19 protein-coding genes and 5 tRNA genes are annotated in these 24,207 nt (G+C 64.2%); 4 read left to right on the top strand and 20 right to left on the bottom strand.

Going from position 1 to position 24,207, the window contains the following annotated elements; translation table 11 throughout:
* Nucleotides 1–27: 27 nt before the first annotated feature.
* Nucleotides 28–183: a hypothetical protein gene (locus tag H6717_22310; protein ID MCB9579776.1), complete on the bottom strand. Its 156-nt coding sequence runs from the start codon at nucleotides 181–183 to the stop codon at nucleotides 28–30.
* 297 nt (nucleotides 184–480) lie between these two features.
* Between H6717_22310 and H6717_22305 the strand changes: the two genes are divergently transcribed.
* Nucleotides 481–1,830: an HlyC/CorC family transporter gene (locus H6717_22305; GenBank protein ID MCB9579775.1), complete on the top strand. Its 1,350-nt coding sequence runs from the start codon at nucleotides 481–483 to the stop codon at nucleotides 1,828–1,830.
* Nucleotide 1,831: 1 nt separating this feature from the next.
* On the opposite strand, the gene H6717_22300 is transcribed toward H6717_22305, so the two are convergent.
* Entirely contained in the window at nucleotides 1,832–2,317 is a 486-nt protein-coding gene (locus H6717_22300) for a TerB family tellurite resistance protein (GenBank protein ID MCB9579774.1), read from the bottom strand.
* Between the two features lie 111 nt (nucleotides 2,318–2,428).
* Between H6717_22300 and H6717_22295 the strand changes: the two genes are divergently transcribed.
* Nucleotides 2,429–3,835 carry a serine/threonine protein kinase gene (locus H6717_22295; GenBank protein MCB9579773.1) on the top strand — a complete coding sequence of 469 codons (1,407 nt, stop codon included), beginning with the start codon at nucleotides 2,429–2,431 and terminating at the stop codon, nucleotides 3,833–3,835.
* 82 nt (nucleotides 3,836–3,917) lie between these two features.
* On the opposite strand, the gene H6717_22290 is transcribed toward H6717_22295, so the two are convergent.
* Nucleotides 3,918–5,570, bottom strand: coding sequence for a PPC domain-containing protein (locus H6717_22290; GenBank protein MCB9579772.1), 1,653 nt, complete (start codon nucleotides 5,568–5,570; stop codon nucleotides 3,918–3,920).
* Between the two features lie 194 nt (nucleotides 5,571–5,764).
* On the opposite strand from H6717_22290, the gene H6717_22285 reads away from it, so the two are divergent.
* Nucleotides 5,765–7,429, top strand: a complete 1,665-nt coding sequence (locus H6717_22285; GenBank protein MCB9579771.1) for an IgGFc-binding protein — start codon at nucleotides 5,765–5,767, stop codon at nucleotides 7,427–7,429.
* A gap of 57 nt (nucleotides 7,430–7,486) precedes the next feature.
* On the opposite strand, the gene rpoC is transcribed toward H6717_22285, so the two are convergent.
* The 16 genes from rpoC to H6717_22205 all read right to left on the bottom strand — a co-directional run bounded on the left by rpoC (nucleotide 7,487) and on the right by H6717_22205 (nucleotide 22,971).
* Nucleotides 7,487–11,749, bottom strand: a complete 4,263-nt coding sequence (gene rpoC / locus H6717_22280) for a DNA-directed RNA polymerase subunit beta' (protein MCB9579770.1) — start codon at nucleotides 11,747–11,749, stop codon at nucleotides 7,487–7,489.
* Between the two features lie 50 nt (nucleotides 11,750–11,799).
* Nucleotides 11,800–15,930: a DNA-directed RNA polymerase subunit beta gene (gene rpoB / locus H6717_22275; protein MCB9579769.1), complete on the bottom strand. Its 4,131-nt coding sequence runs from the start codon at nucleotides 15,928–15,930 to the stop codon at nucleotides 11,800–11,802.
* A 179-nt stretch (nucleotides 15,931–16,109) separates the two neighbouring features.
* Nucleotides 16,110–16,487, bottom strand: a complete 378-nt coding sequence (rplL, locus tag H6717_22270) for a 50S ribosomal protein L7/L12 (GenBank protein ID MCB9579768.1) — start codon at nucleotides 16,485–16,487, stop codon at nucleotides 16,110–16,112.
* A 78-nt stretch (nucleotides 16,488–16,565) separates the two neighbouring features.
* Nucleotides 16,566–17,093 carry a 50S ribosomal protein L10 gene (locus H6717_22265; GenBank protein ID MCB9579767.1) on the bottom strand — a complete coding sequence of 176 codons (528 nt, stop codon included), beginning with the start codon at nucleotides 17,091–17,093 and terminating at the stop codon, nucleotides 16,566–16,568.
* Nucleotides 17,093–17,806, bottom strand: a complete 714-nt coding sequence (locus tag H6717_22260; protein MCB9579766.1) for a 50S ribosomal protein L1 — start codon at nucleotides 17,804–17,806, stop codon at nucleotides 17,093–17,095. Before H6717_22260 ends, H6717_22265 begins: the two co-directional genes overlap by 1 nt.
* A gap of 72 nt (nucleotides 17,807–17,878) precedes the next feature.
* Entirely contained in the window at nucleotides 17,879–18,328 is a 450-nt protein-coding gene (rplK, locus tag H6717_22255) for a 50S ribosomal protein L11 (GenBank protein MCB9579765.1), read from the bottom strand.
* A gap of 82 nt (nucleotides 18,329–18,410) precedes the next feature.
* Entirely contained in the window at nucleotides 18,411–19,019 is a 609-nt protein-coding gene (nusG, locus tag H6717_22250) for a transcription termination/antitermination protein NusG (protein MCB9579764.1), read from the bottom strand.
* A complete protein-coding gene (gene secE, locus H6717_22245; protein MCB9579763.1) occupies nucleotides 19,016–19,636 on the bottom strand; it encodes a preprotein translocase subunit SecE in 621 nt (206 codons plus the stop codon). The genes nusG and secE overlap by 4 nt, the downstream gene beginning before the upstream one ends.
* Nucleotides 19,637–19,682: 46 nt before the next feature.
* Nucleotides 19,683–19,755: transfer RNA gene (locus H6717_22240), tRNA-Trp, on the bottom strand.
* Between the two features lie 47 nt (nucleotides 19,756–19,802).
* The gene (gene rpmG, locus H6717_22235) at nucleotides 19,803–19,973 is read right to left on the bottom strand and encodes a 50S ribosomal protein L33 (GenBank protein MCB9579762.1); all 171 of its coding nucleotides are present in this window, start codon (nucleotides 19,971–19,973) and stop codon (nucleotides 19,803–19,805) included.
* Nucleotides 19,974–19,978: 5 nt separating this feature from the next.
* Complete coding sequence (gene tuf, locus H6717_22230) at nucleotides 19,979–21,169, bottom strand: elongation factor Tu (GenBank protein ID MCB9579761.1); 1,191 nt, start codon at nucleotides 21,167–21,169, stop codon at nucleotides 19,979–19,981.
* A gap of 44 nt (nucleotides 21,170–21,213) precedes the next feature.
* Nucleotides 21,214–21,286, bottom strand: a tRNA-Thr gene (locus H6717_22225).
* A 29-nt stretch (nucleotides 21,287–21,315) separates the two neighbouring features.
* Nucleotides 21,316–21,388: transfer RNA gene (locus H6717_22220), tRNA-Gly, on the bottom strand.
* Between the two features lie 29 nt (nucleotides 21,389–21,417).
* Nucleotides 21,418–21,500, bottom strand: a tRNA-Tyr gene (locus tag H6717_22215).
* 45 nt (nucleotides 21,501–21,545) lie between these two features.
* Nucleotides 21,546–21,618, bottom strand: a tRNA-Thr gene (locus H6717_22210).
* A gap of 312 nt (nucleotides 21,619–21,930) precedes the next feature.
* Complete coding sequence (locus tag H6717_22205) at nucleotides 21,931–22,971, bottom strand: hypothetical protein (protein MCB9579760.1); 1,041 nt, start codon at nucleotides 22,969–22,971, stop codon at nucleotides 21,931–21,933.
* 372 nt (nucleotides 22,972–23,343) lie between these two features.
* On the opposite strand from H6717_22205, the gene H6717_22200 reads away from it, so the two are divergent.
* Nucleotides 23,344–23,526, top strand: coding sequence for a YdcH family protein (locus H6717_22200; protein ID MCB9579759.1), 183 nt, complete (start codon nucleotides 23,344–23,346; stop codon nucleotides 23,524–23,526).
* A gap of 62 nt (nucleotides 23,527–23,588) precedes the next feature.
* Here H6717_22200 and H6717_22195 read toward each other — a convergent pair whose 3' ends face one another.
* Complete coding sequence (locus H6717_22195; protein MCB9579758.1) at nucleotides 23,589–24,095, bottom strand: hypothetical protein; 507 nt, start codon at nucleotides 24,093–24,095, stop codon at nucleotides 23,589–23,591.
* Nucleotides 24,096–24,207 lie beyond the last annotated feature (112 nt).

Here is a 24,207-nt window from a genome sequence, read left to right as displayed (position 1 = left end):
GTGCCAGCCTATCAGCTAATCCCAGCTTCAGCCGCGACGAGCCCGAAGCCCCAAGCGCTCCGCGCCATCCACCAAGCGCCCCGACCGCTCCCGACGGGGCCGCAAGAGCAGCCACCCGACGAACGCGAGCTCCAAGACGCCGATGGCCACGAATGTCGTATCCAGCTCGAATATCCCCGACATCGACCCTCCACCGTCCTCTACCTGGATACGGAGGTTCGACGGGGTGGGCCAAGTTATCGAAGTAGGGAATTCCGCGACACCCGTGATTTGCGCTCCACGGGGGACCGGGTGACGCGGTGCGCCGGCGCTTTCCGCGGCGCGTGGGCTACGCTATAGGTGCCTCGTGACGAAGGCCGCGTGCGGCTTCGCGGCGCCAACGCCGACCGCGAAGCGCCGACATGAAGTTCGATGGCGGGCGTGGGGCCCGCATGCCGGCTGCGCGTCGATCCAGCGAACATGACGGGTCTGGAGCTCGCCATGAGCGGCCTCCCTGGAGGCTCCGCCCCGGTCGTGGATCCCTGGCTCGGCTTGCTGTTGGCCATCGTGCTCGTCGCGCTGAATGGCTTCTTCGTCGCCGCCGAGTTCGCCATCGTCAAAGTGCGCCCGACGCAGATCGAGCCCCACTCGCGCAAGGGCGACGTCCGGGGCCGCGTGGCCCAGCACATGATTCACCACCTGGATGCCTACCTTTCTGCGACCCAGCTCGGGATCACGTTGGCGAGCTTGGCCCTCGGCTGGATCGGCGAGCCTGCCTTCGCGTGGATCATCCGCCCCGTCGTGGAGCGGATTCCCGGCGCCACGGAGTCGGTGCTTCATTCCGCAAGCCTGACGGTCGCGTTCTTGACCATCACCGTACTGCACATCGTGCTGGGTGAGCTGGCCCCCAAGTCATTGGCCATTCGCAAGGCGGAGCGGACGACGTTGTGGGTCTCGGTGCCGCTGTACACCTTCTACAAGCTCACCTTCCCCGTGATCTGGGTGCTGAACCACACCGCAAACGGACTCCTGAAGCTGGTGGGCATCGAGCCGGTGGCCGAGGCCCAGGTCACGCACAGCGAAGACGAGCTGCGACTGCTGCTCAGCTCCGAGTACGCCGGCAAGCTCAGCAGCCAGAAGCGCGAGCTGCTGGACAACGTGTTCGAGCTGTCGCACCGCGTCGCGCGGCAGATCATGGTGCCGCGCGCGGACGTGACGTACCTCTCGCTGAGCCACTCCCTGGAAGAGAACCTGAAGATCGCGAGGGAAAGCGAGTTCACGCGCTTTCCCCTGTGTACCGAGCACCTCGACGAGGTCATCGGGCTGGTGCACATCAAGGACGTTTTCCGCGCCGAACCAGCACCCCAATCCCTCGAAGAAGTGAAGCGGGAGATCACCTTCGTGCCGGAGACCCTGCCGCTGGACGCCCTGCTCCGGCGCATGCGGCAAGAGCGCCTGCACATGGCCGCGGTAGTGGACGAATACGGCGGAATCAGCGGCATCGTGACGCTGGAGGACGTGATCGAGGAAATCGTCGGACAGATCCAGGACGAGTTCGACGAAGAGATCCCCGACGTGAGCGCCGTGGGCGACGGCGTGTATCGCGTGAGCGGCACCACGTTGGTGATGGACCTGGAAGAGGCCCTCGAGCTCGAGCTGTCGGATCGGGACGAGGACACCGTTGCGGGCTTGGTGCTCTCCGAGCTCGGCCGCTCACCACGGGTGGGCGACAAGGTCGTGGTGGGCACCGCGGAGTTCGAGGTGCTCGAGGCGTTTCGACGACGAATCCGGCTACTCGAGGTGCGCGTTCACCACGACGAGAAGTCGGATGCCGCGAACGGCGCCGACTGAGTCAGGACTCGGCGTCCTCGGACTGAGCCAAGCGCGCCGCGCGGGCCGCCTCCAGTCGTTCGTCCAACGTCTTGCGTAGAGCGTGCAAATCGAAACGCTCCGGCCGCGAGTCCTGCGCGGCGATTTCACGCATGATCTCGTCGGCATGGCGACGCGGAGGTTCGGGAACCCCCAAGGCCAGGCCCAGCTTGTCGAGAGCCTCTTGCTCCTTGTCGGTGGCGGGCCCGTCCAACGCCGCGATCCAGGAGGCGACGGCGTAGACGTACAAGCGATCGGATTTGCTCATGTTCATCCGATCGACGACGCCCACGTCTACCGGCTCCTTCACGGCGTCCTCGATCTTGGACAGCTGTTCGATCTCGATCCCCTCTTCGGACGCCGTCCGTAAGATCGCGTCTGCCGCTTCTCGGGTGAGCTGGCCATCCGCCCAGCCCACTGCTGCCAGTGCCACGTAAACGTCCAGCCCGAGGATCGGGTTCGTCGACATCGCCAATAGGCTACACGACGCGCCAATCTCGGCGCCAGCACCGCATGGAACCGGCCTCCCCAGCAAAGGCCTTGCGCAAGCCCCCGGGGAGCGACAAAAGTTGAGCCTCCTATGAGCTCGGTGCCTCCGCCTGCACAGCTGGCGCCAGGAGCGCGACTTGATCGCTACGAGCTCTTGGCCCCCATCGCCCAGGGCGGCATGGCCCAGGTTTGGGTGGCGCGGCTCACCGGCCACCACGGCTTCGAGCGTTTGGTCGCGATCAAGACGATCCTGTCCCAACACGCGGCGGACCCTCGCTTCCAGCGCATGTTCCTGGACGAGGCGCGCATCATCGCCAACATCCACCATCCGAACGTGGCGCAGATCCTGGATCTGGGCGAGCAGGTGGATCTGCTCTACCTGGTGCTGGAGTGGATCGAAGGCGACTCGGTGTCCGCTCTCCGTCGGGTGGTCCATGGCTCCGGAGAGAAGCTGCCGCTGGGCATCGTCCTCAGAATCGTGAGCGACACACTGAATGGCCTGCACGCCGCCCACGAGGTGAAGAGTCCAGACGGCACCCTCCTCGGGGTGGTGCATCGCGACGTGTCCCCCGCCAACGTCTTGGTGAGCCACACCGGTGAGGTCAAGGTCATCGACTTCGGCGTGGCCAAGGCCGTGGATCGCTTGAGCGAGGAGACCAGCGCGGGTGTCATCAAGGGCAAGGTCGCGTACATGGCCCCGGAGCAGGCTCTGGGCAGGGACGTGGACCGCCGCGCAGACATTTGGGCCGCGGGGGTGATGCTGTATCAACTGCTATCGGGTAGGACCCCGTACGAAGGTGACAATCAGCTCGCCACGCTCGCGCGGTTGGTGAAGGGCATGCCCCCGGAGCCACTACGCGGCGTGCCGAACGAGGTCGCGGAAGTGGTGTACACCGCGCTGTGCTACGAGCCGAACGGACGCTACGCGACCGCGGACGAAATGCACCGAGCGCTGGAGACGCTGATCATCCAGCTGTGCGGCCCCACCACGCAGACAGACGTGGCCGCCTACGTTTCCAGCAAGCTCGCCGAGCGTCTCGCACGCCGCAAGAAGATGGTGAGCCGCGCCCTCGACGCAGCCGAGCAGCGCTCCGAGCTCGCCGCGGAGTTCGAGTCGTCCGTGACGCATTCGAGCTCGATCGCGGTGATGGGCGATCTCAAGACGCCCACGGGTGACCGCGCCATGTTGGCCGAAGCGCTGGAGCGCGCCAGCCGCGAACCGCCGCCCCAGCCGCTGCCCGCTGCCGGGACGCCCCCGCCGCCAGCGCTCACGCAGCCGGCACCGCCGCAGGCGCAGCCCGCGCGGCCGCCGGTCGATCTCGAAGCGCTGGCCCGCGAGTCCCTCGACTCCGAGCCCAATTTCGGAACGCGCCGTCGCGCTCCCATCATTGCCATCGGCTTTGCCGCAGCGCTCGTGCTGCTCGGCTATGGGGCGTGGCTGGCGTACGACCGTATCTCTACCGAGCGAGAGCTGTCCGCGCCACCGACGGCACAATGAGAGCGCACTGATTCCGCGGCGCCGCGACAAAATTGGAAAAGGCCGCGATGGGATCACCGCGGCCCTTTCTGGGTGAGGCGGACTACTCGGGGCTGCCCGCCAGCGTGTAGCTCGAGCTCGACGCCCAGCCGCGCACCATCACGTGAACCGGCGCCGGCGTGGTGATCTCGACCTCGCAGCTCTCCTTGGAGCCGTACTTGTAGGGACGGCAATCGTAGAGGTTCTTTTCGGGAGCCTCGCCGACGCGCACGTACAGGTCGGCGTCGCTGTCGCCGTCCATGTCGAAGCGATAGCGGCCCGGCGTGAGCGTCGGCGTGGCGTAGCGGATCTCTTCGTTCTTGGCCACGCTGCCGCTCTCGTTCATGCCTTCCCAAGCCTCTGGCGTGCCGCCGCCGCCGCCGGGCACGAAGGCGTTGTCCTCTTCGCCGCTGACCAGGATGATCTGCGAGCCGTCGACCTCCTTGAAGATCTGCTCGTAGGTCTTCGGCTGCTCGTAGCTGAGCAGGCCGTTGACGAAGGCCATGGTCGCGCCAGCGTCCGAACGGAAGTAGGCCGGCATCGCGTTGGTGACGATGTCGAGGTACTTGGTGCCCTTCGGGTCATCGGGGTTCACGGCAGCGTGGTCGTCCCACAGCTCGGAGTCCACGTAGGCGTAGGTGTCGCAGCCGTTCATGAACACGACCGCGTATTGGCCCTGGACCCACTTGCCCTTCTGAGCCAACGCGCGGATGTTGGCGCCCAGGCCCGCGTGGCCGTTGTACACGATGAAGTCCGCGGTGCCGCTCAGCTCCTCATAACGCTTGTCGAAGGCGTAACCAGCAGTGCGCACGTTGTCGACCAGGAGCGTGGTGACCTGCACCTTCTTGCCGTCGGCCAGCGTGGCCTCGAAGGTGATGTCCGGCATCTCGACGCCCGGAGAGGTCGGAACCTGCGCTGGCGTGGTGGTCAGCTGGTGAGCGGACAGCCGGCTCTTGATGCTCTTCACGAACTCGTTGTAGGCGGAAATCCCGGCGTCCGAAGCGCTCGTGGCGCCGTCCTCGTACTTGCCGAAGATGGCCACGACCTTGAACAGGTCGTCCTTCCAGACCTGGTCGTACTCGGGATACTTGCCGGTGGTCTGCGTGCCCGAGGGTTTGACCGTCGCCACGGTCGTGACCACGTCGGCTTCCTCGAGATGACAAGAGGAGTTGTTGGGGCGGTAGTAGTACCACATGCTCCCGGTATCCACGTCGTGGGCGCCCCACTCCACGCAGTCGTGCTTGTACTTCTCCGTGAAGCTCTCGTAGCCGGTGAAGGTGCCGTCGCGCGGGATCTTGAGAGTGTACGTCTCGGGCACTGCGTCCTTGCGACCCCAGGCCACGGGAAGCTTCGCGTGATACTTCACGAGAGTGTTGCCGCCCTCGCTGCTCGTTTGCACGTTCGTGATCTCGAGCTTGTCGAGACGACCGACCGCCTTCTCGCCGTTCAGGTGCCCGATGGTGTAGAGCAGCTGATCTTCGATCTTGGAGCTCACGCCCCAGCTGCCGCTGACGAGCACCTCTGCATCGAACTCGAACTCGAGGAACACGCCGAGGTAGCTCGCATCTGCCTTGCCCTCTTCGGGCTTCACCAGATCGCTTGGGTCGAGCTGCTGGTTGCCACCACCGCCCACGGGCGCGGCGGTGTCGGTGGAGCAACCGACGGCGAGCGTCGTGCTCAGGAGAACCAGACCGGTGAAGATCGCGCTGCCTTTCATGGGGACCATCCTCGCTGCTGGAAACTTGCCCACTCGGTAAGAGTGTGTACGCACGTGTACTGCTAACACCTACATCTGCGTACCCGCAAGACAATTTCGCGATCTTCGACTTAAACGTCCGTATTTATTGGGTTTGTTGGTCCGCCGCGGAACCACGTGGCCCGCGCTCCTCGAGATCGTGGCACCTTGTCACCATGCACAAGCGCTTGGCGGGGCTCTTGGGTGTGATGGCGTTGGTGGGCTGCGGAGGCAGCGGCTCGGGGGGTGGCGGTACACACGACGGAGGTTTGGACGCCAGTGCCGGAAGCGGGGGCGTTAGCGGCACGGGGACCGGTGGTGATGGCGGGAGCGGGGGCGTGGCTGGAGGCACGGGCGGTGTGGGCGGCGGCAGTGGCGGAGTGAGCGGCGGCGATGCTGGCGTGGGTGGCAGCGCCGGAGCGGGCGGCACCGCGGGGGACGGCGGGACCCCGACTCCCACGCTAGCGGGAACCGAGTTTTGGGCCGTAGACCTGCCCATGTCCCGCGGTCCGGACGCAGCGTGGGACAAGCCCTGGCACTTGTTGGTGCACAACCCAGGCAGCGCCGCCGCCAACGTCACCGTGGAGCGGAACGACGCCGCGCCCGGAGCGACGCCGGCGCCGACCAAGGTCTCGGACACGAACGTGCTCGCGGGACAGAGCTTGACGATCACCATGCCCACCCGCGAGGTGAGCGGCATGACGAGCTCCACGGCGGATCCTCCGGGACCGCCGTACACGCTGCTCTCGTCGAACGCCTTTCACGTGACCTCGACGGCGCCCATCCTGCTCTATCAGCAGAACGGTGATGACGCCGCCAACGGCGGCACGGCGCTGTTGCCCGCAACTGAGCTCGGCACGAAGCATCACGTGTTGGGATGGCCCACTACCAATCCGACGGCGCCCATCTCCATCCCGGGCATCCCGGATCACAGCTCCGTGACCATCGTGGGCACGGCGGCGGGGACTTCGGTCACGGTCACGGCAGGGGGAGCCATGCTCGGAAACGGCACGATTTCTGCCAAAAAGGCCGGCGAGCAGCTCTCGCTGCAACTTGGCCCGTTCGACGTGTTGAACCTGTCGAGCGATGGGGGCACGGGGGACTTGACGGGAACCATCGTGGAAGCCAGCGCGCCGGTCGCGGTGTTCTCCAGCGGCGAGCGCATCACCGTTCCCTACGCCGGCTTCGCTCCTCCCGCGCCCACGTTCGCCGGCCACGATCCGAACGACACCTGCTGCACCGACCACTTCGAGCTGCAGATCCCTCCGAACGGCGCGCTCGGGCAGAGCTATGCCATCGCGAAGAGCCCGCTTCGCTCGGGGAGCTCGTTCGTGGAGCCCGACTTCGTGCGGGTCGTCGGCACCTCCGCGGGGACCACCGTCTCCACCAGCTTGCCGGCTCCTTTCGACAGTTTCACGGTGTCGGCCGGTGAGGTCCACGACATCTGGGCCACGACGAGCTTCACGCTCACCAGCAGCGCGCCCCTATTGGTGGGGCAGCTGCTCGCCTCCAAGAACTTCACGACGCAAGACACAGGTGATCCGTCGATGTTCTTGGTGACGGATAGCCCTGCGTTCCAGAAGCACTTCGGCTTCCAGGCCGACGCGACATGGACCACGAGCACCCTCGTCGTGATCGCACCCTCCACCAGCGGACTGCAACTCGATGGAGCGGCGCTCCCCTCGAGCTGCAGCTCGTCCGCCCTCGGTGCCAGCTACCAACGGGTGGAGTGTGCTGTTACGGCCGGTAGCCACATCTTGGACAGCTCCGTGCCGGTCGGCGCCTACCTCTACGGCTACGGAGCGACGGCCTCGATCGTGCTGCCCCTCTCGGGCACCTGACAAAATGCGCTGGGCCGCAGGGCGATTGCCCCGCGGCCCGTTGCTCTTTCGGTCGACTCACTCCTCGCCGACGGCGGGAGTGATCTCGGCCTGTACCGCTGGGGCGTAAGCCACCGGTGACAGCTGAGCCTGCTTGTCCTCCACGACCACCTGCAGGCGCTTGTACGCCGGCAGACCGGTTCCCGCAGGGATCAGCCGACCCATGATGACGTTCTCTTTGATGCCGCGGAGATCGTCCGTCTTGCCGCAGATCGCGGCCTCGGTGAGCACCTTCGTCGTCTCCTGGAAGGAGGACGCACTGATGAAGGACTCCGTGGACAGCGACGCCTTGGTGATGCCGAGGAGCATGGGCTCCGCGACGGCGGGCTGACCACCACGCTCCATCATCCGCATGTTCTCGCGCTCGAAGATGTACTTCTCGACCTGCTCGTCGATCAGGAAGTTGGTGTCGCCGACCTCCTTGATGCGGACCCGGCGCAGCATCTGACGCACGATCGCTTCGATGTGCTTGTCGTTGATGCCCACGCCCTGCAGGCGATACACCTGCTGGATCTCGTTGACGAGCCAAGCCGCGAGCTCCTTCTCGCCCTTCACGCGCAAGATGTCGTGCGGGTTCGCGGGTCCGTCCTGCAGGGGATCACCGGCGCGGACGTGGTCACCCGGCTGCACCTGGATGTGCTTGCCCTTGGGCACCAGGTACTCGCGCGCCTGGTCCGAGAGCAGTTGGCCGTCGATGCCATAGGGCGTGATCACGACCTTGCGCTTGCCCTTGGTGTCCTTGCCGAAGCTCACCATGCCGTCGATCTCGCTGATGATGGCGTGATCCTTCGGCTTGCGCGCCTCGAACAGCTCCGCCACGCGGGGCAGACCACCAGTGATGTCCTGCACCTTGGTGGTGTCCCGCGGGATCTTGACCAGCGCCTCGCCGGCCGAGATTTGCTCGCCTTCCTGCGCCACGATGTTGGCGCCAACCGGCAGCAGGTAGCGGGCGTCGAGCTCGGTCCCCGGCAGCTTCATCGGCTCGCCGGTCTCCGGATCCGAGATCGTGATCCGCGGGCGGAGATCCGCCGCGCGCGACTCGATGACGATCTTGCGCGAAAGACCCGTGACCTCGTCGACCTTCTCGATGACGGTGACGCCTTCGACCAGGTCGCCGAACTTCACGATACCGCCCACCTCGGTGAGGATGGGGGCCGCGAAGGGATCCCACTCCGCCACGATGGACGCGGCCGGGACTCGGTCTCCATCCTTGCACTTGAGCATGGCGCCGTACACCAGACGGTGGTGCTCACGCTCGCGGCCCGTATCGTCCATGATCACGAGCTCGCCGTGGCGATTCATGACCACGACCGAGCCGTCCTGCTTGTTCGCGAGCTGCACGTTACGGAGCTGTACGGTGCCTTCGGTGCGCGTCTCGAGCGAACTCTGCTCGATCTTGCCGCGGGCCGCTGCGCCACCGATGTGGAACGTACGCATGGTGAGCTGAGTGCCGGGCTCGCCGATGGACTGCGCGGCAATGATGCCGACGGCCTCGCCGATGTTCACGCGGTAGCCACGCGCCAGGTCACGGCCGTAGCACATGGAGCACACACCACGGCGAGTCTGGCAGGTGAGCACGGAGCGGATGACGACCTCTTCGATGCCGGCTTCCTCGATCTGACGAACCAGGGTCTCATCGAGCTCGGTGTTGGCCTCGACCAAGACCTCGCCGGTGAGCGGGTCCACCACGTCCTCCAGCACCACGCGACCGAGAATGCGATCGCCCAGCGGCTGAATGACCTCGCCCGCCTCTTCGAGCTTGGTGACGCGAATGCCGTCGAGGGTCCCGCAGTCGAACTCCGCGACCACGGCGTCTTGTGCCACGTCCACCAGACGTCGCGTGAGGTAGCCGGAGTTCGCGGTCTTGAGGGCGGTATCCGCCAAGCCCTTGCGCGCGCCGTGCGTCGAGATGAAGTACTGCAGCACGCTGAGACCTTCGCGGAAGTTCGCGGTGATGGGCGTCTCGATGATCTCGCCCGAAGGCTTGGCCATCAGCCCGCGCATGGCCGCCAGCTGCCGCATCTGCTGCGTCGAACCACGAGCTCCGGAATCCGCCATGATGTAGACGGGGTTGAAGCTCGATTCGTCGCTGCTCTCGTTGGTCTCCGGATCCGTCATCACCTCGCGGCCGATGACCTGCATCATCTCTTCCGTCACGCGGTCCGCGACGCCGGCCCAGATGTCGACCACCTTGTTGTAACGCTCGCCGTCGGTGATGAGGCCTTCTTGGTACTGATCGACCACGCGTTCGAGCTCTGCCTGGGCCGCGTCGATCAGCTCCTTCTTCTTGTCCGGGATGACCATGTCATCCATGCAGATGGAGATACCGGCGCGGGTAGCGTGGGTGAAGCCCAGCGTGCGGAGACGGTCTGCCAGCAGCACCGTTTCCTTGTTCTTGTGCTTGCGGTAGCAGACGTCGATCAGCGCCGACAGGGCCTTCTTGTTGAGCACCTTGTTGACGTAGTCGAAGGGAATACCGGGCGGCAGGATCTCCGCGATGATGACGCGGCCCACGGTGGTAGCCACCACGCGCGAGCGCTGCTTGCCCTCGTCGTCGCGATCCTTGATCCGAACCTTGATGCCGGAGTGCAGGTCCACGACGCCGTTGTCGTAGGCCATGCGCACCTCGTCCGGAGACGCGAACACGCCACGTAGGTAGCCCGACAGCTCGCCCTTGCCCTCGTCGTAGGTCAGGGCATTTTCACGGTAGCTGCCCCGCGCGAAACGGCGCAGCCGGGTCGCGTAATAGAGCCCCAGCACGATGTCCTGGGTCGGGTTGATGATGGGCCGGCCGTTGGCGGGCGACAGAATGTTGTTCGTGCTCATCATGAGCACGCGAGCCTCCATCTGAGCTTCGATGGAGAGCGGCACGTGGACCGCCATCTGGTCGCCGTCGAAGTCCGCGTTGAAGGCTGCGCAGACCAGCGGGTGGAGCTGGATGGCCTTGCCCTCGATGAGCACCGGTTCGAATGCCTGGATGCCGAGACGGTGCAGGGTGGGCGCGCGGTTCAGGAGCACGGGATGCTCGCTGATGACCTCGTCCAGGATGTCCCACACCTCGGGACGCTCCTTCTCCACCATCTTCTTGGCACTCTTGATGGTGTTGACGAAGCCGCGCTCCTCCAGCTTGTTGTAGATGAAGGGCTTGAACAGCTCGAGCGCCATCTTCTTCGGCAAGCCGCACTGGTGAAGCTTGAGCGTGGGACCGACGACGATGACGGAACGGCCCGAGTAGTCCACACGCTTGCCGAGCAGGTTCTGACGGAACCGGCCCTGCTTGCCCTTGAGCATGTCGGACAGGCTCTTGAGCGGGCGCTTGTTGGGACCCGTGATGGTCTTGCCGCGGCGGCCGTTGTCGAACAGCGCATCCACTGCCTCTTGCAGCATGCGGCGCTCGTTGCGGATGATGATCTCCGGCGCGTTCAGCTCCAGGAGCCGCTTGAGGCGGTTGTTCCGATTGATCACGCGACGGTAAAGGTCGTTGAGATCGCTGGTCGCGAAGCGGCCACCATCCAACGGCACCAGGGGTCGCAGGTCCGGCGGCAGGACCGGGATGACGGTCAGCATCATCCACTCCGGGCGGTTGCCGCTACCGCGGAACGCCTCCACCACCTTCAGACGCTTGGCGATCTTCTTGCGCTTCGCCTCGCTGGTGCTGGTACGCATCTCACCGCGGAGCTGCTCCGCGAGGCTGTGCACGTCCACGCGCTTCAGCATCTCGAGCACGGCTTCGCCGCCCATGCCGGCGTCGAAACGGTCGTCCCCGTACTCCTCGAGGAGCTGGACGTAGCGGTCCTCGCTGAGGAGCTCACCTACCCCGAGACCGGTGTCCTTCGGGTCGATGACGATGTACGCCTCGCAGTACAGGACCTTTTCCAGATCCTTGAGGGTGATGTCGAGGATGTTGCCGATGCGGCTGGGGAGGCTCTTGAGGAACCAGATGTGGGCGACCGGCGTGGCGAGGTTGATGTGGCCGAGGCGCTCACGACGCACCTTGGACTGAATCACCTCGACGCCGCACTTCTCGCACACGATCCCGCGGTGCTTCATGCGCTTGTACTTGCCGCAGATGCACTCGTAGTCCTTCACGGGGCCGAAGATCTTGGCGCAGAACAGGCCGTCCCGTTCCGGCTTGAAGGTCCGGTAGTTGATGGTCTCCGGCTTCTTCACCTCGCCGTGAGACCACTCGCGGATCTTCTCGGGGCTGGCGAGCGAGATCCGCATCGCGGAGAACGACAACGGATCCTTGGGCTTCTCGAAGAAGGAGAAGATGTCACGCATTGGGGCAGCCTCCGTGGATCGTGGAAATGTTTCCCAGGGTCGTCGTCATCTCATTCCTCCGCCGCCGTCGCCTGAGCGGGGGCCTCGACGAGCTCGACGTTCAGGCACAGCGACTGGAGCTCCTTGATGAGAACGTTGAAGCTCTCTGGAAGCCCCGCCTCGAGGGCGTACTCGCCCTTGACGATGGACTCGTACATCCGGGTGCGTCCTTGCACGTCGTCGCTCTTGACGGTGAGGAACTCCTGAAGCGCGTAGGCGGCGCCGTACGCTTCCATGGCCCAGACCTCCATCTCGCCCAGACGCTGACCACCGAACTGCGCCTTGCCACCGAGCGGCTGCTGGGTGACCAGGGAGTAGGGGCCGATGGACCGGGCGTGGATCTTGTCGTCCACCAGGTGGTGGAGCTTCAGCATGTACATCACGCCGACCGTGACGTTGTGGTCGAAGGGCTCACCGCTGCGGCCGTCGAACAGGATGGCCTGACCCGACGGGCTGAGCTCCGCCTTGTTGAGTGCACCCTTGATCTGAGCCTCGTGAGCGCCGTCGAACACCGGGGTTCCGAAGAACACGCCGTTCTTGACCTTGCTCGCGAGACTGATGGCCTCGTCCGCCGAGAGCGACTTGATCATCTTGGAGAAGTTCTCGTCGCCGTCGTACACCTCGACCAAGCGAGCCTTCACCTTGTCGGGTGAGAACTTGGACTCCACCATCTCGTGGATCTGGCGGCCCAGCTCTCGCGCACCCCAGCCGAGGTGAGTCTCGAGGATCTGTCCGACGTTCATGCGGCTCGGCACACCCAGCGGGTTGAGCACGATGTCCACCGGACGGCCATCCGCCAGATAGGGCATGTCCTCTTCCGGCAGGATGCGGCTGACGACACCCTTGTTGCCGTGACGGCCGGCCATCTTGTCGCCAACCTGCAGCTTGCGCTTGATGGCGACGTAGACCTTGACCATCTTGATGACGCCCGGGGGCAGCTCGTCACCACGGCTGAGGCGCTCGATCTTGTCGCGGAAGTGCTCTTCGCGCTCCCGGACCATCTCCTCCAGATCGTGCAGGAGCTGAGCGACCTCGTCGCCACCAGACTCCACCGGAATTTCGCCCCAGTACTTGCGGGGGATCTCCGTCAGCTCGTCCGCGGCGATCTGGACGCCCTTGGCCAGGAGCACCTTGCCCTTGTCGTCCACGAGCTTGCCGGCGGTGGTCTTGCCGGTCAGCACCTTCTTGATCTTCCGGAAGAAGGAGTCCCGGAGGATCTTCACTTCCTCGTCTCGGGTCCGCTCCAGCTTGGCGCGTTCCTGGTCCTCGATGGTGCGAGCGCGCTCGTCCTTCTCGGTGCCCTTGCGGCTGAAGATGCGAGCGTTGATCACGATGCCGGAGACTCCCGGCGGCACCTTCAAGGAGCTGTCCCGGACGTCGCCGGCCTTCTCGCCGAAGATGGCGCGGAGCAGCTTTTCTTCGGGGGAGAGCTGACTCTCGCCCTTGGGCGTGATCTTGCCGACCAGAATGTCTCCCGGCTTCACCTCGGCACCGATCCGGACGATGCCGGCGTCGTCGAGGTCCTTGAGGGCCTCTTCACCGACGTTCGGGATGTCCTTCGTGATCTCTTCCTTGCCGAGTTTGGTGTCGCGGGCGACGCACTCGAACTCCTCGATGTGTACCGAGGTGTAGACGTCTTCCTTGACGATGCGCTCGCTGACGAGGATGGAGTCCTCGAAGTTGTATCCCTGCCACGGCATGAACGCGACGAGCACGTTCTGACCGAGGGCCAGCTCGCCCTTGTCCGTCGCCGGACCATCGGCGAGCACGTCGTTCGCCTTCACCACCTCGCCCGGACGGACGATGGGCTTCTGGTTGTAGCAGGTGCTCTGATTCGAGCGCTGGTACTTGGTCAGCTGATAGATGTCCGGAACCTCGTCGCCCTCGCCAGCGGTGGCGCGCACGACGATGCGCTCGGCATCCACGCTCTCGACCACGCCCTCACGCCGTGCCACGACGCAGACGCCGGAGTCGATGGCCACCCGACGCTCCATGCCGGTGCCGACCAAGGGGGCCTCGGTGCGAACCAACGGCACGGCCTGACGCTGCATGTTTGCGCCCATGAGCGCGCGGTTCGCGTCGTCGTGCTCGAGGAACGGCACCAGCGCCGCAGCCACGCTCACCATCTGGTTCGGCGCGACGTCCATGAGCTCGATCTGGTCCGGCACCGCCATGCGAAAGTCGCCGTTGTAGCGAGCGCTGACCAGGGTGTTCTTGAAGCGGCCCTTGTCGTCCTGGTCCGCGGAGGCCTGGGCGATGTACTTGCCTTCCTCCTCGAGGGCCGAGAACCACTCCACGTTCTTGCGGACCTGACCGTTCTCCACCGAACGGTAGGGAGTCTCGACGAAACCGTACTCGTTCACCCGTGCGAAGGTGGACAGCGACGCGATCAGGCCGATGTTCGGGCCTTCCGGCGTCTCGATGGGGCAGATGCGGCCGTAGTGGGTGGCGTGAACGTCGCGCACCTCGAAGCCAGCACGCTCACGGGTGAGACCCCCAGGCCCGAGGGCGGACAAGCGGCGCTTGTGGGTGACCTCCGACAGCGGGTTGGTCTGATCCATGAACTGAGACAGCTGGCTGGAGCCGAAGTACTCCTTCACCACGGCGCCCACGGGCTTGGCGTTGATCAGGTCGTGGGGCATGAGCGTGTCGATCTCTTGAGAAACGCTCATGCGCTCCTTGATCGCGCGCGCCATGCGAACCAGACCGATGCGGTACTGGTTCTCCATCAGCTCGCCCACCGCGCGGACGCGACGGTTGCCGAGGTGGTCGATGTCGTCCACCGAACCGCGGCCGTTCTTGAGCTCGATCAGGTGGCGCACCGTCTCGAGGATGTCTTGCGGGCTCAGCACCGTCTGGTCCAAGCCGGGCTTCTGGTCCTCGGGTAGGTCGCGGTAGAACTTGTAGTTCAGCTTGAGGCGACCCACGGCGCTCAGGTCGTAGCGCTCGGGATTGAAGAACAGATTGTTGAACAGCTGCTTGGCCGTCTCGAGGGTCGGAGGATCACCCGGGCGCAGACGCCGGTAGATCTCCATGATGGCGTCTTCGGTCGTCTTGACCTTGTCCGCAATCAGGGTGTCCCGCAGGTAGGGCCCGACGTTGAGACCGTCGATGAAGAGGATCTTGAACTCCGGAATCTCGGCCTCACGCAGGCGATCCAGCGTGATCTCGGTGACCTCCTCGTTGCACTCGAGGAGGACCTCACCGGTTTCCTTGTCGATGACGTCTTGGGCGCTGACCTTCCCGATGAGCTCGGGCAACTCCAGCGGCAGCCGGTCCACCTTGGCCTCACGCAGCTTCTTGATCGCGGCGCGGGTGAACTTGGTGTTCTTCTTGACGACGGTATCGCTGCCGATCTTGATGTCGCGCGTCGCGCGCTGACCCGGGAGTAGGTCGTACTCGATGCTCTTGCCGAACTTGCCGCCCTTGTCCAGGTACACCGTCTCGGTGCTGTAGAAGTAGTTCAGCAGGTCTTGAGTGCTGAACCCGAGGGCACGGAGCAGCACCGTGGCGTGCATCTTCCGTCGGCGGTCGATGCGCACGTAGATGATGTCTTTGTGGTCGAACTCGAAGTCGAGCCAGGAGCCGCTGTAGGGGATGACGCGAGCGGAGTAGAGGAGCTTGCCGCTGGAGTGCGTCTTGCCCTTGTCGTGGTCGAAGAACACGCCGGGGGAGCGGTGGAGCTGGGATACGACGACGCGCTCGGTACCGTTGATGATGAAGGTACCCGTCTCCGTCATCAGCGGGATCTCGCCGAAGTAGACTTCCTGCTCTTTGATGTCGCGAACGATGCGCTCGCCGCCATCTCGGGTGTCGTACACCATGAGCTGGGTCGTCACCTTGATCGGCGCGGCGTACGTCATGCCGCGCTGGCGGCACTCGTCCACGTCATACTTGGGACGTTCCAGATTGTAGGAAACGTAGACCAGCTCGCTGGTCCCATCGAAATCCTTGATCGGGAAGACGCTACGGAAGACCGACTCTAGGCCGATCTCCCGACGCTCTCGCGGCGAGAGCTCGGACTGGAGGAATTTGTCGTAGCTCGACTTTTGGATGTCGATCAGGTTCGGAATTTCGACGATCGGTTCGACCCGACCGAGGTTCATACGATGCCGGAAATTCGACTGGACCTTGGACGCCATGATCGCTCCTCAAACAAACGACGAACGGGACGCACCACACCATCTGTGGGGCGCCTCCGCCGTCACACGCGCTCGAATCTCTGTAACTGAAATACCGATCAAGTTTCGGAACTCGGTGGAGCGAGGCGACACGGGGGACGGCAGGCTGCCGTCCCCCATTTGCCCGGCCCCGGCTCTCCTCACTTGACCTCGACCTTGGCCCCAGCGTCCTCGAGCTTCTTCTTGATGTCGGCAGCCTCCTCCTTGGAGATGCCTTCCTTGATGGCCTTGGGAGCGCCCTCGACGAGGTCCTTCGCTTCCTTCAGGCCCAACCCGGTGAGCTCGCGCACTGCCTTGATGACGTTGATCTTGCTGGCGCCAGCCTCGGCGAGGATGACGTCGAACTCCGTCTTCTCCTCCGCGGCGGGGCCCGCGGCGGGTGCGGCAGCGCCCGCAACGGCCACTGGTGCCGCGCTCACGCCCCACTTTTCCTCGAGCTCCTTCACCAGCTCCGCGATCTGAATGACCGGAAGGTTGGAAAGGTAGTCGACGACCTGCTCCTTAGTAATGTCAGCCATTTCTATCTCCTCATGCCTCTCGTTGGCCGGGCAAAAGCCTCTTATTTGCGACGGATGTCGCGAAAACCAAAAACCTCTTCAGCTCCCCTCGTCCTTGCGCTGCTTGGCGGCCATCACGCCGACCAGCTCGCGCAAAGGAGCATTGAGGAGCATCACCATGTGCTGTGCCGGAGCCATCAAGGTCGCGAGCAGCATCGAGCGCGCTTCGTCCTTGCTGGGCAGCATTGCGAGTTGATCCTCGACTGCCTTGCCGTCGAGAACCTGACCATCGAGCAGCCCCGCCTTGATCTTGAGCTTCTCGTTGGATTTCTTGAATTCCTTGACCACGCGGGCGGCGGCGCTGGGCTCTTCGTAGCTCCAGGCAATGCCGGTCATGCCCTTGAGCACGACGTCGAGATCTTTGCTCCACGCGGCTTCGCCAACGGCCTTCTTCACCAGGGTGTTCTTGACGACCCGGTACTCCACACCCTTGCTGCGGAAGTTGTTCCGGAGAGTGCTCACCTCTTCCACGGTCATGCCCGCGAAATCGATGAACACCGCTGACGTCATGCGATCGAAGCGATCCTTGATGAAGTCGATGGCCTCGGCCTTCTGTGAGCGCAACATCAGTGCTCCTCCTCGTGCGAGGCGGTGACGCTGGTGGTGTCGACGCGAACGCCCGGGCCCATCGTGCTCGAGAGCGTGATGCTCTTGAGGTAGGTGCCCTTGGCCGTCGGCGGCTTCTTGTGGACCAGCTCGTTGATGAGGGCGTGGGCGTTCTGAGCCAACTTGTCCTCGGCGAACGAGACCTGACCGATACGGCAGTGCACCACGCCGGCCTTGTCCACTCGGTACTCCACCTTGCCCGCCTTGGCCTCTTTGACCGCGTTGGACACGTCCATGGTGACGGAACCGACCTTCGGATTCGGCATCAGGCCGCGGGGACCGAGGATACGGCCCAGCTTGCCCACCGAGCCCATCATGTCCGGCGTGGCGATGACCCGATCGAAGTCCATGAATCCGTCTTGGACCTTCTGGACCAGCTCGTCCGAGCCCGCGAAGTCGGCACCCGCTTCCAGGGCCTCCTTCTCCTTCTCGCCCTTGGCGAACACCAGGACGCGAACGGACTTGCCGGTGCCGTTGGGCAGCATCAGCGCGCCGCGGACCATCTGGTCAGCGTGCTTGGGGTTGACGCCGAGACGCACTGCGATGTCCACGCTTTCGTTGAACTTCACGTACGAAGCGGCCTTCACCACGCCCACGGCCTCTTCCACCGTGTAGCGTTTGTCGCGCTCAACTTTCTTGAGCGCGTCGACTCTCTTCTTTGCGATCTTTCCCATTGTTTCGTCTCACGACTCCTGGAGAGCGGGGAACGCGGAAGCCCGCGCCTCCGTTCCAGTGAACTCGTCCACTCAGCTGACCGTAATGCCCATGCTCCGGGCGGTGCCTGCGATGGTGCGCGCGGCCGCCTCGAGGTCAGTGGTGTTCATGTCGTTCATCTTCTCCTTGGCGACCTCGCGAACCTGGTCCCAAGTGAGCTGGCCGACCTTCTGCTTGTTGGGCTCCTTGGAGCCCGAGCCCGGCTTGCCCGAGGTAGGCAGTCCGCACGCCTTCTTGAGCAGCACGCTCGCGGGCGGGGACTTCATGATGAAGGAGTACGAGCGGTCGGCGTACACCGTGATCACCACCGGGATGATGGTGTCGCCGAGCTTCTGGCTCCGCGCGTTGAAGTCCTTGCAGAACTGCATGATGTTCACGCCGTGCTGACCCAGCGCGGGGCCCACCGGCGGCGAAGGGTTCGCCTTGCCCGCGGGGAGCTGCAGTTTGATGAAACCTGCGATCTTCTTCTTTGAGGCTGCCATCTGAAATCTCTCGTCTTGGAGTCACGACCGGGGAGGCGCTCGGGTATCGACCACCCAATTCACGTCCCACCCCGCTAAAGCGTCACCGTTTCTCTACGTGGGAGAAGTCCAGCTCCACCGGCGTCGGGCGCCCGAAGATGCTGACCATGACCTTGAGCTTCTGCTTGTCCGGCTTGACCTCTTGGACGGTGCCGGAGAAGTTCGCGAACGCGCCCACCACCACGCGCACCTCGTCGCCCTCTTGAAACTGATGACGAGGCTTGGGCTTGACCGCGCCCTCGACGATGCCCTTGCGGAGATCCTCGATGTGCGGGGGCTTCACTTCCTGGGGGCGCTGGTTGCCGATGAAGCCGGTGACCTTCGGCGTGTCCTTGACCAAGTGCCAAGCGTGCTCGCTCATCTCCATTTCCACGAACAGGTAGCCCGGGAAACTGGTCTTGGTCTTGACCCGCGTTTTGCCGGTACGGGTCTGCTCGGTGACGGTCTCGGAGGGGATCAGCACCTCGCCGAACTTCTCCTCCATCTTGTGCTGGCGGATCCGTTCCTGCAGAGCCGCCTTCACCTTGTTCTCGTAGCCCGAGTAGGTGGTGACGACGTACCACTTCTTGGCAGAGCCATCGGCCGCCGCCGGAGTGCTCTCCGCGGCCTCGCTCGACTCCGTGATCGTCTCGTTCGATTCCGGCTCAGTCATGCCCCGTACACCAGGTTGGTGAGAAAGCTCCAAAGGCGATCCAGGATCCCGACGTAGGCGGTCGCGATGAAGCTCGCGATTACGACCACGATGGTTCCGTTCGTGACGATGTCCCGCGTGGGCCAGGTGACCTTGGCGAGCTCCCCCGCCACTTCGTCTGCCCAGCGACGAATCGTCTCTTTACGGTAAGTCTGAATCACCGCCACGATGCCGATGACGGCACCGATGGCCAGCGTGATGTTGCCTCGATCGTCCTCTGCGTAGCGGAGGAGCTGAGGCACGGCGCGGGTGGCCGTGGGCCACTCCGCCAGCTCGTTCCAAATCATGGCGAGCAGCTTGCTGGACAGGTACGCGATCAAGATGCCGGAGCTGAAGAAGGCGGCGTGGACGTACTTCAGTGCCGCACCAACGTTGGCCGGCGTCTCTCCGTCACGCTCGTCATCTTCCGCCTCTTCGTCGGAATCGGAGTCCGAACCCGAGGCTTCGATCTCGTCGGCGGACGTGCGCTCCTCCGCCTCGTCAGCGGATTCCTCCGCTTCCTCGGCGTCGACCACGTCGGCAGACTCTTCGTCTTCCGTCGTGTCGAGCTCGTCTTGTTCTTCGAGATCCTTTGCCATCACTTGCCTCGCGGCCTTTCGGCGCCCTTTCGAGTCTGGCGCCCGGCAGGGGCGGAGAGACTCGAACTCCCGACCCGCGGATTTGGAATCCGCTGCTCTACCAACTGAGCTACGCCCCTGTGGCCTGCGCCAGGGCCCGGGTGGGCGACTGGCGCGTGTTCTTTCGTTACTTCGTTTCCCTGTGCAGCGTGTGGGCGTTGCAGTGTTTGCAGTGCTTCTTCAGTGCGAGAGGTTTCTGCCCGTCGCGGCGCGGCTTGGTCGTCTTGTAGTTGCGAGCTCCACACTGCTCACAGCTCAAGGCAACCTGGACTCTTGCCGCGCCGTTCCGATCTCTCACCTAGCTCACTCGAGAATCTTGGTGACCACGCCGGCACCGACGGTGCGGCCGCCCTCGCGGATGGCGAAGCGCATCTGCTCCTCCAGAGCCACGGTCGTGATCAGCTCGATCTCCATGGTGATGTTGTCTCCCGGCATGACCATCTTCACGCCTTCGGGAAGCTGCACCGAGCCGGTCACGTCCGTCGTCCGGATGTAGAACTGCGGTCGGTAGTTCGTGAAGAACGGCGTGTGACGCCCTCCCTCTTCCTTCTTGAGCACGTACACCTCGCCCAAGAACTTCTTGTGTGGCTTGATGCTCCCGGGCGCTGCAATCACCTGACCGCGCTCGATCTGGTCCTTGTCCACGCCACGCAGCAGGCAACCGACGTTGTCCCCAGCCTGGCCCTCGTCCAGCTGCTTGCGGAACATCTCCACGCCCGTCACCACCGTCTTCTTGTCACGCTCGAAGCCGATGATCTCCACCTCGTCGTTCACGTGCACGACGCCGCGCTCGATGCGCCCCGTCGCCACCGTGCCACGACCCTTGATCGAGAACACGTCTTCCACCGCCATCAAGAACGGCTTGTCCACCTCGCGCGTCGGCTCCGGAATCTCCGTGTCCAGCGCGTTCAAGAGGTCCGTGATCGTGTTCTCCCACTTCTCCTCGCCGTTCAGCGCGGGAAGTGCGGCTCCACGCACGATCTTCGCGTTGTCCCCGTCGAACTTGTACTTCGACAGCAGCTCCCGGACCTCCATCTCCACCAGGTCCAGCATCTCTTCGTCTTCCACCGCGTCGCACTTGTTCAGGAACACGATGATGTGGTTCAGACCCACCTGACGCGCCAGCAGCACGTGCTCCCGCGTCTGCGGCATCACGCTGTCCAGCGCGCTCACCACCAGGATCGCGCCGTCCATCTGCGCAGCTCCGGTGATCATGTTCTTGATGTAGTCAGCGTGGCCGGGACAATCCACGTGCGCGTAGTGACGCCCGTCCGTCTCGTACTCCACGTGCGATACCGCGATCGTCACCGTCTTCGTTTCGTCACGAACGATGCCGCCCTTCGCGATGTCCGCGTACTTGATCTCCTTGGCCATCCCCTTCTTGGCCTGGACCTTCACCAGCGCGGCCGTCAGCGTGGTCTTGCCATGGTCGATGTGACCGATCGTCCCCACGTTCACGTGGGGCTTCGTACGAACGAATTTCTCCTTGGCCATCTCTCTCTACCCTGAAGTTTTGTTGCTGGTCTGGTTTGCCTTCGAGCCCACCACCAGGATTGAACTGGTGACCTCGTCCTTACCAAGGACGCGCTCTACCATCTGAGCTAGGTGGGCAAGATTCCTGAGTTCGATTCCTCGTCCGGAGCGGGAGATGGGATTCGAACCCACGACGTTCAGCTTGGAAGGCTGACGCTCTACCAACTGAGCTACTCCCGCGTTTTGCGTGCTTTCCTCTTCCGAGGCTGTGGAGGGTGTTGGATTCGAACCAACGCAGGCATAAGCCGGCGGGTTTACAGCCCGCTCCCATTGGCCACTCGGGCAACCCTCCGAAAACCTTGAAAAGTCTTGTCTATTCCCTTTCCTTCGTTCGTCGAGCTGGCGAGGGGACTCGAACCCCTAGCCGCCTGTTTACAAAACAGGTGCTCTACCGATTGAGCTACGCCAGCGTGCTCCACACCTCTCGGCGACACTCGAGCTGAGACGGTGTGTGAGTTGTTTCCATCTGCCTTGTCCCTGGTGGTTTCCGGCGTTCGAATCGGTGAGCGGATTCGACTGTGGCCCTGGAATCACCACTTCTGCCTGTTTCGGCGGAAAAGGCGACACCCCACCCCACGCCACCCCCGGACCATTTTTCGGTTCGGCGATGTGGCGGGCAGGCAGGGACCCAGGGCGGACGCGCGTGGTAGCGCCAGGTCCGGGGGGTGTCAAGCACAATTCGTACCGCTTCCAGAGAGCCTGTAGTGCGCCTGTATTTTCGTTCAGTTACCGCTAGGTGCGCTCTTTTTTTTCGCGAGGTCCTCGAGGGCTCTCCGGAGCTCCGCACGGGTGTAGGGCAACCGGTCGATGGCCGCATTCTCCTGCTTCTGGGCTTCCTCCAGCTGATGCTTGGCCTCCTCCGCCTTGAGCACCCACTGGGAGTGCTCCCCCGTGCGGGAGGCCATGGCCAGGGTGTGCTCCATCATGGCCAAGGCCTTGTCTAGTAAGACGCTGTAGCGCAGACGCAAGGCCCCCTCGAAGAGCTGCTTCCGGGCGTCCGTGTCCGCCGCCACTGGATGCGGCATCGCCATGAGGTCCTCGTGGAGCTCCTGATACAGCTGGCCGACCCGGTAGCCGGCCATCGCCGACCAGTGGGCGTCGTAGGCTCGCATGGTGTCCGAGTAGGCGCGCTGAGCATCCAACAGCAGCTGGCAGCGCTCCTCCAATACCTGAGCGAAGTTCTGGGGCACGGGCACGAAGGTGATCTTCTCTGCCCGACGCCGGCGGATCTCTCCCAGGGCATAGTAGAGCTGGGCCAGGTCGCGGGGGACGGCGCCCGCTGCGTCGAGCTGGTGGGCCTCCACCACGTTGCGGCCCTTCTCCACCTCGAAGCTCGCGCGGTCCAGATCGCCTTCCGCAAGCAGCGCGAGGCTCTTGCCACTGAGGGCCACGATGGATTCGAAGGGACGCAGGTCCTGGTAGCGCGACATCATCAGGTCCGCTGCCTCTCCTGCCCGCTTCCAGCGCTCCATGTAACAGAGCAAGCGGATGACCCGCACCAGCGCGTCTCGACCCAGCGCGGTCTTGGGAAAGCGCCGCGCGAGCTGCTCGAACCGCGCGAGGGCGCCTTCCCGGTCCCCCAGCTGCTCCCGCGCGATGGCAGCGAGCTGCAGTGAGTCCGGCGCCAGCTCTCCGTCGGGGTCGAGGTGGTAGATGCGGTCGAGCTCGTCGGCCGCCTGTTGCACCTCGCCGCCCTCGAGCTTCTTGCGAGCGTCCCGGTACAGCTCGGGGATGTTCGCGGCGCCATCGGGCGTCACCACCATCCGAGGAACGTCCACCCGCTGGGGGCCGCCCGACGTGGGAGCGTGAGCTCCCTCACTCGCCGAACGCGCACCTCCGCAGCCCACCACGAAGACCGCAAGAACCGCGCCGACTACCCGACACCATGTGCGCACGTTCTCTGAGACGCTCGACATCACGAAAGGTTCCGCTGAGGCATTGAATTTGCACCCCGCGGAGGGCCCGCAACAGCACAAAAGACGGGGAACACGCCTCCCCTGAAAGGTGTTGACCCCGCCGGTGGACCCTTTACCCTTTTTTGGTGGTCGAGTCGCTTCAGCGCGCCCCCGTCGCACTCTCGCAAGGAGACGACGGACGACAGCGCGCTACGAGCGAATGGCAGGAGGTGCTGTCTCATGAGTGAGCCCATGGCGGACGATCGTCTGAACGCGTTGGAGCAGGAACACCAAACTCTGAAGGAGGCCGTTCGGAGACTCGAACGACGCGCTCATTTGACGGCGCCCGAGCAGCGAGAAATAGCCGAGCTCAAGAAACAGAAGTTGGCGACCAAGGATCAGATCGCCGCCATCAAACGCTGACGTGATGAACGTGGTCGAGCGCTCTCCGGCGGGAGGGCGCTCGGCTGCTCACGAAGAGGGGCTCAGAGGGGCACGCACTCGCCGGACTGGCACGACTGGCCATCCGGGCATTCGTCGTTCTTCGTGCAGCTTCCGGGCGCCGTCGCTGGCTGATCCGAAACGGTGTCTTTCTTCGTTTCGGTCGCAGTGCTCTTGCTGTCCCCCAGCGTTTCCGCGCCGCCGTAGACGTCGCGATTCAAGTCTTCGAGCGCTTCCCCGAGGCGTTCCTTCTCCTGCGGCTGCAGCCCACCAGGGTGCTCTTGGTCGATGGCCTTGGCCATCGCCAACCAGTGCCGAGCATCCGGACGGAAGCTCAGACGGTAGTCCGTCATGCCGCGTAGGTACGCGTAGCGCGCCTGATCCTCGAGGGAGAGCGAGTCCATGTCCTCTTCCAGAACTCGCCAGATCGACAGGGCGCGCTCGTACTCGTTTTCCTCGTAGAGCCGCTGCCCGCGATTGAGATCCTCGCGGTAGGTCGCGCATGCGCCCACACAAAGCGCCAGCGCCAGGGCGAACCAGGTCCGCATCACGTGGCGAGCCTAGCCTTACCCGGACGGCTGAATCAAGGACGCTGCCACGCCCGCACCCTTGGCCTGGGATTCCGGGCCAATCCGGGTGGATCGAGGGGATGTTGGTCCGCCG

The organism is Polyangiaceae bacterium, assembly GCA_020633235.1.
Taxonomy (GTDB): Bacteria; Myxococcota_A; Polyangia; order Polyangiales; family Polyangiaceae; genus JACKEA01.
The sequence above is the reverse complement of the archived record's forward strand: the minus strand, read 5'-3'. Positions and strand labels throughout refer to the sequence as shown.